At 56.6% G+C, this 15,295-nt stretch carries 4 protein-coding genes; 2 read left to right on the forward strand and 2 right to left on the reverse strand.

What is annotated here, in order from left to right; translation table 11 throughout:
* Positions 1-155: 155 nt before the first annotated feature.
* Positions 156-1,064: a DUF58 domain-containing protein gene (locus KK078_RS08530; RefSeq protein WP_254089835.1), complete on the forward strand. Its 909-nt coding sequence runs from the start codon at positions 156-158 to the stop codon at positions 1,062-1,064.
* 90 nt (positions 1,065-1,154) lie between these two features.
* On the opposite strand, the gene KK078_RS08535 is transcribed toward KK078_RS08530, so the two are convergent.
* The gene (locus tag KK078_RS08535; RefSeq protein WP_254089836.1) at positions 1,155-1,511 is read right to left on the reverse strand and encodes a 4Fe-4S binding protein; all 357 of its coding nucleotides are present in this window, start codon (positions 1,509-1,511) and stop codon (positions 1,155-1,157) included.
* Between the two features lie 206 nt (positions 1,512-1,717).
* Between KK078_RS08535 and KK078_RS08540 the strand changes: the two genes are divergently transcribed.
* Positions 1,718-2,722: an acyl-CoA reductase gene (locus KK078_RS08540; protein WP_254089837.1), complete on the forward strand. Its 1,005-nt coding sequence runs from the start codon at positions 1,718-1,720 to the stop codon at positions 2,720-2,722.
* Between the two features lie 88 nt (positions 2,723-2,810).
* Here KK078_RS08540 and KK078_RS08545 read toward each other — a convergent pair whose 3' ends face one another.
* The gene (locus tag KK078_RS08545) at positions 2,811-15,275 is read right to left on the reverse strand and encodes a T9SS type B sorting domain-containing protein (protein ID WP_254089838.1); all 12,465 of its coding nucleotides are present in this window, start codon (positions 15,273-15,275) and stop codon (positions 2,811-2,813) included.
* Positions 15,276-15,295: the final 20 nt, after the last annotated feature.

Raw genomic sequence — 15,295 nt, forward strand, 5'->3', positions numbered from 1 at the left:
AGGTTAGGTTTAAGTTTGGTTCCAACTAAGTTAGTACTTTGGGTCTTTATTACAAAACTAACCCATCATATTTCGTTAACGATTCCGGTTAGAACATGAAATTTATTTCATAACAAGTCCAATATACTGAACAATATTTCGTTTTTCCAAGCGCCGTGAAGGTAGATCTGACAAAAATTAACCCGCACACAAGTCTCGAACTGCTTGCCCGTCAGCTGGTAGAGGGGTTTATTACCGGGCTTCACAAGTCCCCTTACCACGGTTTTTCGGTCGAGTTTGCCGAACACCGCCTTTACAACGAAGGCGAAAGCACCCGCCACATCGACTGGAAAGTATATGCCCGCACCGACCGGTTGTTTACCAAGCGCTATGAGGAAGAAACTAACCTGCGTTGCCTCATTGCCATAGACGTTTCCGCGTCCATGTTCTACCCAGCCGCTACCCAGGCCAAGATCCAGTTTACGAAATATGCTTCGGCAGCCCTGGCCTACCTGCTTAACCGCCAGCGCGATGCCGTCGGCCTGTGCCTGTTCTCAGACACCGTGCACGAGCTGACGCCTGTAAAGTCCACGCCCACACACCTCAACAAAGTGTTGCGGTCGCTCAATGACCTCGAACAACGCAAGCCCCAGGCCCCTGCCAATACCAACGTAGCCCGCGTATTGCACGAAGTAGCCGAGAAGATACACAAACGTTCCCTCGTCATCATCTTCAGCGATATGTTCGATTCGGCCGAAAGCGCCGACGAGCTGTTCAAGGCGCTGCAGCACCTCAAGCACAACAAACACGAGGTGGTCGTCTTTCATGTGATGGATAACCAGACCGAACTGTACTTCAGTTTTGAAGACCGGCCGATGGAATTTATAGACCTCGAAAACGGTGAGAAGCTCAAGCTCAACCCGGCCGACGTCAAACAGATTTACCAGGACGAAGCGAGCCGTTTTTACAAAGCGCTCAAGATGCGCTGCAATCAATATAAGATCGATTTTATCGAGGCCGATGTAAAGAGTGATTTCGACCTTATTCTACAGACATACCTCATCAAGCGCGCCAACATGCGCTAGGGATAAAATAAAATTCGTTAACACCAGGCGATCGCTTTGCGCACTCGCAACAGGCATTAACGAATCTTCAATACGGTATACACTGCAGCCTTATGCCGCAATCTCCTGATGCAGCCAGGCTTTCTTCGCCACGAGCTCTTCGGGGGTTTCTACATAGTCGGGATCCGGCACACAACAATCTACCGGACATACCGCCGCACACTGCGGCTCCTCATGGAAGCCCGTACACTCGGTACACTTGCCCGCCACGATATAATAAAACTCTTCCGATACAGGTGCCTGCGGATCTTTCGCGTCCACTGCCGACCCATCTTCTAACTCTACCTTTTCCAGCTTCGTGCCCCCAGCCCAATTCCACTCGCGGCCGCCTTCATAGATAGCCGTGTTGGGGCATTCCGGCTCGCATGCACCGCAGTTGATACATTCGTCCGTGATAATAATTGCCATGCTTTCTAATTTTGGTCCGTTACAAATGCAAAAATAAATGAATCATTCATAAAACGGCGCCCCCTCCGCAAAAGTTTAGCAAATATCCACTTTTCCAGTAGGAATTCGTACGTATTTTCAATACCCGCCGTTTCCAGGGGCATTTCCATCACTTTGCTTTGCCCGGCTTTCCCTACTTTTGCCCACCGTAAGCGGCCACACGTACTATGAACATCGAAGAAAGAATACACGCCCTCGCCACGCTGGGCGCACACCTCCAGGGACTGACCGACGACGAATTTCAGTCGGTCGCCGCCCGCGCGGCACGCGAAAATCCATGGTTTACACCAGCCAATGTCCGCATGGCCTTCAACGGCATTATCCGGATGCTCGACAAAGGAAAACTTCGCACATGGGTGGCACCGTACACGTTTCCCGGCACACCGCGCCAGGTGGCCCTCATACTGGCCGGCAACATTCCGCTCGTCGGATTTCACGACTTGCTGGCCGTGCTGATCAGCGGCCACCGGGCCCTTGTCAAGCTCAGCTCGAAAGACGCGGCGCTGCCCCGATACTTGCTCGACACATTGGCCATGATCTCGCCTGCGCTCCATGCACAGGTACAGATCGCCGAGCAGCTCAAAGGCTTTCAAGCCGTGATCGCCACCGGTAGCGACAACTCCGCACGCTACTTCGATTATTATTTTGGTAAATACCCGCATATCATCCGAAAGAACCGGACGTCCGTCGCAATCTTACAAGGTGATGAAACCGAGGCCGAGCTCAACGCACTGGGCACTGACATCTTCAGCTACTTCGGCCTGGGCTGTCGCAACGTATCGAAGCTCCTGGTACCGGCGGGCTACACGTTCGACCGCTTCTTCCCGGCGCTCGACGCCCACCGCGACATCATTCACCATCATAAGTATTGCAACAACTACGACTATCAAAAGTCCATCATGCTCGTCAACAGCACCCCGTTCCTCGACAACGGCTACCTGATGTTGCACGAGAGCACGCGGCTGGTCTCCCCTATCTCGGTGGTCTACTACGAGCACTATCTAACGCCGGAGACACTGGCCGCCAGCCTCGCGGAACAGTCGGATAAACTTCAGTGTATCGTCGGCCGGGCGCCGGGCGCCACCGTGCCCTTCGGACAGGCGCAGTTCCCCGAGGTGTGGGACTATGCGGACCGCGTCGATACGCTGCAGTTCCTCGCCACACTGTCGTAACGTCTTTACAAAAGCATGAAAATAAAGAAGGCTGCCGGTTAGGCAGCCTTTCTTTTTCCACTAATTACTAATTACTATCTACTATTTACTAAGGTTTTGTACCACGAAGCACTTCCACCCAGCCGGTCAGCGGTTGACCTTCGCCGATCTTGAGGCGGTAGAAATAGATACCGTCTGATATGCCTTCCGCATCCCAGCCGTTCTGGTAAGCGTTTGACGAGTACACCTGCTTACCCCAGCGATCGCTGATCACCAGTTTCGCGCCGCCGTCCGTCGGCAGGTTGCGGATATAGAACACGTCGTTCACGCCATCCTGGTTCGGGGTGAAGATGTTCGGAATGTAGATGTCGGTATCCAGCGGCACACGACCTACAAGCTCGATCTCACAGCCTCCTTCATCGCGCACCAGCACGCTGTAGCGGCCGGCAGGCAAGTGATCGTATTCTTTTACGTATTTCTGGTTGCTGTTCACCAGTACCTCTTCCCAGTCGGTCTCGTATGTCTGACCCGGCACGGCGGCCGAATCAAGCTTGATCTGGACCAGGTAAGGCACTTCGCCGCCGACAAAGTTCACCACTTCCATGGTTCCGTTCAGAATGTCCGGGTAAGACTCTGTGCGCTGGCCGACCTGCGCGAAGAGCGACTCGTGTACCACATAGTCCTTGAGCTCTGCCGAGATCTTTCCACACAACACCGTCTGCGATACGACGATCACATATTCATCCGGTATCGTCAGGAATTGCTGTACAGCGAAGTCTTCCAGTGTAATCTCTCTTGTCGGAGGCAGGTTATACGAGTTGTAGAACACCTCGCCACCGAATTTCCTGAAGATACGAACATCGAAAGAAGCATCATTGCCTTTCACATTCGCCAGCGTCAACGACACTTTGTTGTCCGTACATTTTGTTTCGATGTCATAGGTAATGGCCACTGCGCCACCGACTACAAACGGTCCCTGGCGTGTCGGGCAAAGAGCCGCACTGGTCTTCACATAGATGTAGTACGTGCCCGTCATCAGTTTCTCAAACTTGTACGGCAGATCGGCAGGACCCGATGTTGTAATATCCGTATAGGTTTCAGGCTCCGCAAATGCATCGTCTGTGATGCCCACTGAGTATGCACCGCCCACCGGGAAGGCAACCTCAAGCCTGCCGCTGCGAGCATCGTTCGTACAATCGGCGTCGAATGCCGTTACATCAAAGTCAACAAAGCCCGGGAAGGTAATGTCGATCGGGAAGTCGTGGGTACAGGTACCATCACTCACGGTCAGGGTATGTGTCCCACCGGCCAGATTCTCAAACGAGTTATCCGCCTGGAACGCTCCGCCATCCATCGAGAATGTATATCCGGCGCCGGCGCCGCCTGTGGCCGTGATATCCGTCACGGCACCATCGTTACCGTTGCAGGTCGCCGGCGTTGCCGTATAGGTCGCCTGCAGCTCAGGACGCTGGTTGTTGATCGTCACCTGTACGGTTGCGATACACAGATCCGTGTCGCTATCGCGGAACAGGATGTTATAGGTACCATTCGGGGCCAGCGCATCGATCGTGTTACCCGATACGAAGTTGTCTATCCAGGTCGCGCCGCCGTCCAGCGAATATTGGTACGGTGAGTTTCCTCCCACCACAGTAAATTTAGCTTTACCAGTCGGTTCCCCGAAGCACACAGCATCCACAAGGTCTGATACGGTCACTTCCACCGTCGGTCTCACCGGGAGGCTGATCGTGCGCTCGCAGTTGTTGCCCGCGGCATCTCTGATCGTGAATTTATAGTCGTCCGGTGACAAACCGCTATAGGTAAGTGTGCCGGCAAACTCCGATTCCTGGCGGAGATATCCCGTATTCACTCCTGATAGGCTCACGTCGTAACGCCCGCTGACATCGCCGCTGTAGTGTATGACGATCACGCCGTCCGCCTGATCATCGCAGGTAGGACGTTTCGTCAGCGTAGCATCTACGTTCACGGTGAACACAAAGCAGTTTGGTCCACCCGGAGTACACGCAGGATCCGAAGCACTGCGTAATGTCAGCGTAAAGGTTGTCAGTTGACGCGAGCAGGTGCTACCACCGCGTACGCCGATCACAACAAAGTCCGTCGTTGCCAGGATCGCCCCGGTGTTAAGCACGACGTTGCCACCGTTACCGACGGCCGAAGCCACCAGTCCGTTGTCGGCTACACGACGCAGCTCATACGTGACACCTGTTTCAGAATTACCAATCGTTACGGTTGCGCCGTTACCCGGACATACCGCTGTCGCGCTTAACGTCACAGGACGCACCGCCGGCAGCGCATTGACACGGACCACCGCGGTATCGTTCAACAACGAAGAGCATGTTCCGTTGCTGGCCAGCACGTTGTAAACTGTAGTAGTCACGACCGTTCCCGTGGGCAGGTTCAGCGGACCACCGTTGCCTGGCAGCACGCCCCCCACAGGAGTACCACCTACCTGCAGTTGATAATTTACGCCCACCTCAGAGCCCGCTACTTGCACCGTCGCCGTACCGCCTTCGCAGAGTCGCACCGGCGAGGCCGTAGCAAGCAGGTTAAGATTGATCGAGCCATTGACAGTGATCGTCACTTTTGACGTCAGCTCCAGACCAGGACACGTCGTACCGCTGGCAAAGACATTATATGTCGTCGTAGCGCTCAACATTCCCGTCGCGAGGGTAATATTATTGCCGGTACCGGTCACCGGCAAACCTACAGCAGCGTCGGTAGCATCGTTGCGCAGTTGATAGCTGATGCCTGCCTGCGAGTTTATCACTACTATGTTGCCGGAGCCTCCCACGCAGATCGGCGTCGCCGGCGATGCCGACACGGCACGATCTTCAACCGTCGGTTCCACCGTTACAGTCGCCACGTTGTTCATCTGCACCGAGCATTCAGCGCTCGGATCTGTATTCTTGGCCAGTACATTAAAGGTCGTCGTCGCGGTCAATACACCTGTCGGCAGTTCCAGCACGCCTCCGTTACCCGTCAGCGGCGGTCCTACTAGGCTATTATCGCTGCTGCGACGCAGTTGATATACCACATTGTTCTCCGAACCTGTGATCCGGATGAGAGTACTGCCACCTTCGCAGATAACCGGATTAACCGGTGCGATCGGCAAGGTTACGTCCACAACGCCTTTGACATCGATCACCGGCACGGTGAAGAGCTCCACCGCGGGACACGCCGTACCGCTGGTTGCCAGAATGTTAACGGTCGTTTGTACCGTCAGGGGACCGGCGACCAGCGTAATCGTGCCTCCGTTGCCTGCAACAGGCGACCCCATGTTGCTATTGTCGGCGTCGTTGCGCAACTGGTACGTCACGCCGATTTCCGAGTTATAGAGATAGATATTTGTACTTCCACCCACGCAAAGCGGGTTGTTCTCCACACTGATATTGATATTGGGATCCGGATTTTTCTCCACCGTTACCATGGCCCGGTTCGTAAGCTCGATCGAACAAGTGGCATTGCTGGCCAATATGTTGAATGCCGTAGTCTCTGTCAGCGTTCCTGTCGGCAGGTCGATATCGGCGCCCGTTCCGGCTACCGCCGTTCCCACCGGGCTGTTGTCGATGTTCTTGCGAAGCTGGTAGGTCACACCTGTCTCCGATCCGATCACACGGATCACAGCAGAACCTGTCTGACAGATGGGGCTTCCGATCACATTCACGGCAAGGCTCGCATCGATCACTCCCTGTACTACCACTTCCAGCGGCGTGACCGGGAATTCTACCGTCGTACAACCGCTTAGCGTGGCCCGCACGATGAATCGTGTCGTGGCCGTCAGCGGATCGGTCGGAAGCAGGATCGTTGCCCCCGTGCCTACTACCACCGATCCCATCGGCGTATTATTATCGGCATTGATCAGCTGATAGTTGACACCCAGCTGCGAGTTCGCTACGGAGATGTCGGCGCTGCCGTTGGTACAAACCGGGTTCGGTGTCGCGCCCACCGTCAGCGTTGCATCCAGACCGTCGAGGATCGTAATGCGAATGGTCTCGGCCACCAGATCGCACGGGCCCGTCGGATCATCCGTGACATAGATCAGGTCGGCAAAACCGGCCGCTATATCGTTGGGGCCAGGGGTATATACCGCATCGGCCTTTGTAGGATCGTCAAATGTTCCATCGCCCGTCAGCGTCGTCCACGAAGCCGAGCTTGCGCCACCACCGAACGTGCCGTTCAGCGGCGCCGTGCTCGTGCCGGCACAAACGGTTTGCGGAGATCCGGCGTCGACAATAGGTACCGTATTAATGTATACCACCATCGTGTCGACCATCTCACACGTACCGACGGCATTCAGATAGATCACCGCGCTATCACGCGCGATGTCTTGCGGACCCGGTTTAAACGTTGTCGACGGAGTCGTCGTGTTACCAAACACCCCGTCACCATCTGTTGTCCAGGTAATGCCGGTAGCAGACCCTCCAAATGTGCCTGTAAGGTTGATACTCAATACATCCGAGCAGACCGTTTGATCCGGCCCCGCATCGAGTGTCGCAGCCGGTCTGATCGTGATCGTGACGGCATCCGATGCCGGCGCGCAAGGACCTGTCGTAGTCGCCGTAAGCGTTACCGTTCCGGCAGCAATGTCAGCTGCACCCGGAGTATAATCAGCATTCGCCAACGTAGCATCATCAAACGTACCATCGCCCGAAGTAGTCCATACTACGCCGGTCGCACCGGTGATCGTAGCCGACACGGCAATTACCTGGTTGGCACATACGTCTGCCGGCCCGGTGGCATTCACTGTCGCTCCATTGCTGATCGAGATCTCCACCTCGTCGCTCACCGCCGTACAAGGGCCCGCACCGTCGGGATCCGTCGTTGTCAATGTCAGCGTCACACCACCCGCCGCGATTTCTGCAGCGGTCAATGTATACACCGCATTCAGCGTGGTGTTGTTCGGGTTGAATGTACCGGCTCCGCCACTCCACGTAGCGGTAGTCGCCGAAGAGCCCGCGGGGAAGCTACCCGCCAGGGTCACGTCGGTATCGCCCGCACAGATCATCTGGTCCGTACCGGCGCTCACCAGGGCTGCAGGGTTGATAGTAATGGTCACCGCATCTGTCTGGACGGCACAAGGGCCGGTCGTCGACAATGTCAATGTCACCGTACCCGCCGTGATTTCGGCAGCGCTTGGTGTATATACCGCGTTCAGCGTCGTATTATTCGGGGCAAATGTGCCTGTACCGCCGCTCCAGGTGCCACCCGTCGCGCCGCCACCGACGACACCGGCCAGCGTAACGTCTCCGTCGGAACAGATGGTAACCGGGTTACCGGCATCGGCCGTCGCTGCGGCGCGAATTCGAATCACAAGATCCACGATTTCGCTCGTGCATTTATCGGGCGTCGTGCTGTTGTACACGATAAGTTGCGCCGCATAGTTTCCGGCTACGACCGTTGCAGGGTACGTAATGACGATCGGGCTGCCCACCAGGGGCGCATCGAGGATATCGGTAAACCCGGCAAGCTTTGCCGCCGCCGCAAACGTAATGCTATAAGTATCCGGCGCACCGGTCGTAGCGGTATATTCCAGTTCCACGGAACCATCGCCGATGCATGCATCCATTTCAGTTTCAACTACCGTGATAGACGGCTGCGGCAGGACCGTAACAGTTACCGGGTAGTCGTCGCTTTCACAGAGGCTCCCGGTGCTTCGGCGCACTTTCAGGATGGCATTATAAGTACCCGCCCCGGCCAGGCCAGGAATCGAGATTGTAATCGGGCTGGCCGGCAGCGACGTATATACCACATCGGCAAAGCCTGCACCTTCCGCCACCACATCGAAGTCGAGCATGTACTGGTCGGGGCTGCCGCTCGTACCGGAGTATGTAATCTCGGCAGCGGCCGTGGCGCTCGGACACACCTCGGGGTTCGCTTCGGTCAGTGTAATAGTCGGTTCTGCGGTAAGCTCAATCGTAAATGTCGAATCCGGACCGGTACAAACGAGCGTGCCGTCTACCGTCATCACGCGGATGATCGCATTATAGAGACCCGGGTCAGCGTCTGTCGGCACGGTTATAACGATCGGGCCGGTAGCCGGTATAGCGGCATCCGTCACGTCGGCAAAACCCTCTGTATTGGCCGGTCCATCGAAATCTATCGAGTATCGCTGTACCGGTATGTTGGATGTATACGCCAGGTTGACCGACGCCACCCCTGCGCATGCAGACGGGTCGGCACCCGGTGTGATCGTCGGTGTCGGCAGGATCTGAATCAGTATGGGGCGGTCAACCGAACAGGTTGTCAGGCTGTTGCGGAAGGTTACAACCGCGTTGTAGGCCAGCTCGTCGGCACCCGCCGGAATGTTGATCGCAATACTCGGCGAATACGGTGCATCGAGGACGTCTACAAAACCATCGGCTTTCGCCGCGCCATCGAACACGATGCTATAGAAGTCGGGAGCACCCTCCAGATTGGAGGTCAGGGTAGCCGTGGTGGCATCCTGGCAAACTTTCACCGGATCGGTGATCGACACGATTCTGACGCCGTCCTGTACAGTAATCGTCACTGCCTCCGTGGTGCTGCAGTCGGCGGCCACATTGCGTACGGTCAGTGTTGCGTTGTAGATGGCGCCGACAGTAACACCGGCCGGCACGTTTACCGTGATCGGATTGGTCAGCGGGTCATCCAAAACGTCGGCAAAGCCGGCCGCTTCCGCAACAGGGTCGAAGTCGAGCGAATATTCATCCGGGCTGCCGGTCGCGGTAAAGTTGATCTCCGCCGTCGTTTCTCCAAAACATATCGTAGCGGGGGCCACGGTAAGCGCAGGTGTTGTGATGACATCCACCTGGATGTTCACCGGCGTCGTGCTGCCGCAGTTAGCCGCGCTGTTCCGCACGGTAATGGTACCGGCATAGCTTCCTACAGCTGTTCCAACGGGTACCGCGATCTTAATGGGGTCCGTCAGCGATGCGTCGATCACGTCGGCGAAGCCTGCAGCTTTTGCCGTAGCGCTGAAAATAATCGTATAGTGATCCGGGGCGCCTGTAACGGTATAGTCCAGGTTGGCGGACAATCCGTCCGCGCACACAGTAGCCGGACCGTCCGGCGTAAAGGTAGGCCTTTCGCGAATTTCGATCGTAATCTCGTGCCCTATGCTGGGGCAGTTCGTTGTCAGGTTCCTTACCCTCACCGTAGCTTTGTAGGTGCCGGGGTCGGCGTCGGCCGGCACAGCGATCGTGATTTGCCCCCCCGACAAGGTACCCGTAGCCACGTCTGCAAAACCTTGAGCTTCGGCAGTGGCATCAAAGTCGATGCTATACCGATTCGGAGATCCCGTCGGCCCGCTGTACGGCAGCGTCACCGAGGTTACGCCTTCGCAAATCGGGTTGATGGTACCAAACACGATAGTGGGCAGTGCCCGGATCTGGATCCGGAACGGCACGTTCAGGCTCGAGCAGCCATCCGTTCCCGGCAATTTAACCGAGAAGTTGGCCGTATAGGTTGCTGCAGCGGCGTTGGCCGGCACGGGAATATCAATCGCTCCGTTCAGATCGGGATCGCCATTGGGCAATGTCGGTAAGGCAATATCGACCATGTCGGCAAAGCCGGCCGTCTTGGCCGCGGTGCTGAAGACAATACTATAGTGTGTAGGGGCGCCAAGTGTCACCGCATAGAGCAGTGTGGCCTCCGTATCTCCTTTACACAGCAGGATCGGTGTCGTTACCGTCGCCACCGGCGCCTCGATAACCTCCACCTGGAAATTATAAAGCTGGCTGGGGCAATCCGTAGATCCATCGCGGTATACCTGTACAGTACCGTTGTAGATTCCCACGGCAGCGCCGCCCGGCACCGTGATCACAAAACGGGCCCCAGAAAGGGTGGCGTTCGTCACGTTGGCAAAACCAGCGGCCTGCGCCGGCGCATCAAAGACGATATTATAGCGGTTCGGCGAACCCTGCGGGTTGGTGAACGGAAGTTGAACGGTTGTCATCCCGCGGCACACCTCGACCTTCGTCGACGGCAGGTCGATCGTTGGCTGGTCGATCAATATAATGTTGATGTTCCGGTTCGCGCTCACGCACGTGCTCGTTGTATTGCGCACGGTCAGTACCGCCGTATAGGTCACTCCCGCCACAGCGGTCGCGGGGATGGGTATCTCGAAAGTGCCGGGAGCGGCCGGCAGCGTAACATCGACGATGTCCGTAAAGCCGGCAAGTTTCGACGCCGCGGAGAAAATAATACTGTATTCGTCGGGGGCGCCCGTGATCGCGCTGAACGTCAGTGTGGCCGTTGCGTCCGTCTTACACGGCCGGGGGTTAGCCCCCAGCGTAATCGTAGGCAGTGGCGTAATCGACAGTGTAATCGTCTGGCTTGAGCTTCCACAAGTAGTAGCAGCGCTGTTCCGCACTGTAAACGTAGCCGTATAATTTCCAGCGGCTACACCCGCCGGTATGGCGACCGTAATCTCGCCGGGAGCGGCCGGCAGCGCGGCGTCTGGCACATCGACAAAACCGGCGGCGTTGGCCGTGGCATTGAAGTCTATGCTGTAACGGTCAGGACTACCTTCGCTGGCAGTATACCGCAGCTTGAAATTCGAAGCGGTCAGGCTGAAGCAGCTCGACGGGGTTAATGTTTGTAACGTAACAGCAGGAGCCTCCAGGATCGTCACCGTTACATTTACCGGAACACTTTCGCAGTCCGTCGTGGCATTGCTGACCGTCAGCGCCGCTGTATAACTACCGGGGTCCATCCCGTTGGGAATTGCAATCGTAATGTTGCCGGCAGGCAGGGGCGCGTCGACCACGTCCAAAAACCCGGCATTATTGGCTGCAACGTTAAAATCCAGGCTATAGTGATCCGGCGCACCGGTGGCGTTACTATATGGCAGGGTGGCCGAAGGATCTCCTTCGCAAACCGGCAGAATTGTTCCGGGCGTGATGGCCGCAGCAGGATCGATGACGATAGTGAACGGCATGCCGTCGCTCTCGCATGTGCTCGTCGCGTTGCTTATCGTCAGTGTCGCGGTATACGTACCGGCAATCGTATTGGCCGGCACGTTAATCTTGATAGGGCTGGCCGGCAGTGGCGTATTCGGCACATTGCTAAAGCCTGCCGCCAACGCGGTCGCGCTGAAGGTTATCCTGTAGTGGGTCGGTGCACCGGTCGGGTTGACATAGCCCAAATCCACCGTGGTGGGACTTGTGCTAAAGCAAATGGGATCGATGGTTTCCAGCACAATCGTCGGCTTTTGCTCTATTGTAATCGTCACGTTGATCGGAGCGCTCGCACACCCTGTGGTGGCGTTCCACACGGTAACCACCGCGTTGTAAATACCCGCCGCAACGTTCACCGGCACCTTTATCCCGATGCCGCCCGGTTGCAACGCAGCACTCGCTACATCGGCAAACCCAGCCGTGTGCGCCGCCGCGTCAAAGATAATGCTGTATCGGTCGGGCGAGCCATCCGTAGCACCGTACGTCAGGAGAACGGTAGTATCCCCCTGACAGGCTTCTCCCGTAACATCCAGGGCGATCGTAGGCAGCGCTTCGATCTCGATCGTGATCGGGTACTCAATACTTTCACACGTCGTCGTACCGTTGCTCACCGTCAGTATACCCGAGTAGGTACCGATCGGTGTATTCGCCGCCACCGCTATCGTGATCGGGCTGGCCGGTAAGGTCGCATCTGTCACATCGATAAAGCCCGCCGTTTCTGCAGGCCCGTTGAAGTCTATACTATAGGTCGTCGGTCCGTTTTGCGTTGCGGTGTAAATCAGCGAAACCGAAGTCGCCGGGCCGCTAAAGCAGATCGGCTCGATCGGGGCCAAGGTGATCGTCGGACGCGGACGTACCGTAAGGGTAAAGCTGATCGGGTCGCTGATACAACCTGTCACACTGTTGCGCACACGCAACGTGCCGTTATACGTTGCCGCCACGATGTTTGCCGGAAGCGCGACGGCGATCGGACTGCCCGTAAGCGCAGCATCGGGCACGTTCACCAGGCCGGCGGAAAGGGCCGGGCCATCGAACGTAATGGCATACCGGTCGGGGCTTCCTTCCGGGTTGCTATATTCCAGCGGTGCAGAAATATCGCCCTGGCAAGCCTCCGCCGTCGGATCCAGCGTCACCGCCGGCTTTTCAATGATTTCAAACGAGAAGCTCACGACCGGAGCGCTGACGCAGCCTGTCGTCAGGTTCCGCACCGTGATCGCTCCGTTATAAGTACCCGCCGGCGTATTCGCCGGGATGGTCAGCGTAATGTTACCGGGCGCTGCTCCCAGTGTACCGTTGGGCACATCGACAAAACCGAAACCGTTGGCCGTCGCGTCATAATCGAGGCTATAGCGGTTCGGCGAACCGTTTGTATTGGTATACGGCAGGAGTGCGCTGGTGCTATTCTCGCATACCGGGTTAACCGTGCCTAACGTAATGGTAGGCAACGGGTTAATGACAATTGTAATCGGGTAGACAATGCTCTCACACGTCGTCGAACCGTTGGCCACGGTCAGCGAACCGGTGTAGGTACCGGCCGGCGTATTAGCCGCTACCGCTATCGTGATCGGGCTGGCCGGTAAGGCAGCATCCGTTACGTCGATAAAACCCGCCGTTTCTGCGGCACCGTTGAAGTCTATACTGTAGGTCGTCGGTCCGTTTTGTGTCGCCGTATAGTTCAGCGAAACAGAAGTCGCCGGAATGCTGACGCAGATCGGATTGATCGTGCTCAGCGTAATCGTCGGACGCGGACGTACCGTAAGGGTAAAGTTGGTGGGGTCGCCAAGACAACCTGTCATGCTGTTGCGCACGCGCAACGTACCGTTATACGTTGCCGCCACGATGTTTGCCGGGAGTGCGATCGCGATCGGACTGCCCGCCAGCGCAGCATCGGGCACGTTCACCAGGCCGGCGGAAAGGGCCGGGCCGTCGAACGTAATGGCATACCGGTCGGGTACACCGGTGGTATTGGTATAGTTCAGGCGAGCCGAGCCGTCGCCCTGGCATGCTACCACGGCGGAATTGAACGTGATGGTCGGCAACGCGATGATCGTCACCGTAAACGGCATCGCCGGGTCGCTTACGCAACCGGTGGCGAGGTTGGTCACTGTAATGGTACCGTTGTATGTACCGACTGCGACTCCCGCCGGAACAGTCAAGGAGATGTTACCCGGGCCTGCACCAAGGTTGGCATTCGTCACATTGACAAAGCCGACCGCCTGCGCCGCCGCGTTGTATGTAATGCTGTAGCGGTTCGGTGAACCGGTAGTAGATGTATAGGGCAGGGTCGCCGTGGTGCTATTAAAACACACCGGTTCAACCGTTCCCAGGGTAATGGTCGGCAATTCGTTTATTACCACGCTCACGGTTTGCCCGTTCGACTCACAGCTGGTCGTGCTATTGGTTACCGTAAGGGTAGCCGTATAGGTACCCGGATCTGCTCCTGACGGCACCGCGATCGTCAGCGGCGATGTCGTAAACGGCTGGTCGACGACGTCGAGAAAACCCTCCGACTCGGCTGCCGCGTTAAAATCCAGGCTGTAGAGGTTAGGCGACGCAGTGGTGCCCGTAAATACCAGGTTGGCTGATGTTATGCCTTCGCAGATCGGTGCGATCGAAACGCCGGTCATGGTCGGCAGCGGATTGATCGTGATGACAATGGAGCCCGACATGATGCGGGGCATACAAAGTGCAAAGCTGGCCCTGACGGTCAGCGTTTGTCCATTCGTAAACGATGCTGCGGGCACCGTTATCGTGATCGGCCCGCCGGTCCCCGCCGCCGTGTGTCCTGAAGGAGTTCCGTTGACGAGGGCTTCGTATGTTACCCCGGTTTCCGATCCGCCAAGCTGAATTTCGAGGTCTTCGCCGTTACAAATCGCTACCGGGCCCGCATTGGTAATGGTCTGAACAATCGGCTGCGGGTCGGTAATGGTCCAGGTCCTGGTCGCGCTGCAGTCCGAGTAATTATCCTCAATTAATAAGGTGTAATCGCCCCCCGGAAGGCCGTCGCGGCCCAGGAGATCCGCTAGGTCCAGCACACCGGTGCCGTCAAACGTACCTGTAACAGGAAAACCGGGTAACGTCCCGGTCGTCGTCCATGTATAAGTATACGAACCGCCACCCGCCAAAATCTTCGAGCCGCCATTGACCGTTGCCTGTAACTGGCCGTCGGGATCCGAACAGTCGGAGTTCGTCAGGTCGTTGGTGCCGTCGCCAATGGTAATTACCGGCAGCGCGACAAGATCAAGCCTGCCGATGCTCGTGGTATTGATAACGTCTTCACTCTTGCTGTCGGTGATCAGGAAACCAAAATTCGAAGGCCCGAGCGTCTTGCCCGAGTTATAGTATGTATAGCTCCCTCCTACCGGAATAGATTTGCCGACCTCGCTCGGCGTTCCCAGGACCGCCGCCAGGAATGCCGCCTCGCCGTCTTTCGTCGATATAACCGTGAAGACAACGTAACCATTGTTAGCGCCTCCACACGGATGCGACAATGTCACGTCTACTACCAACGGTGGATCACCATCGGCAGGATCGATATCGTTGGTATAACGCAAGGTCTGCCCGAACGTAGCCAGCGCAAGTAGAGAAAGAAGAATTGTCAGGTAGAGATTTCTCAGCATGTAAGCTTCGTTTAAAAAAT

Source organism: Dawidia soli (assembly GCF_018598185.1).
Taxonomy (GTDB): domain Bacteria; phylum Bacteroidota; class Bacteroidia; order Cytophagales; family Cyclobacteriaceae; genus Ohtaekwangia; species Ohtaekwangia soli.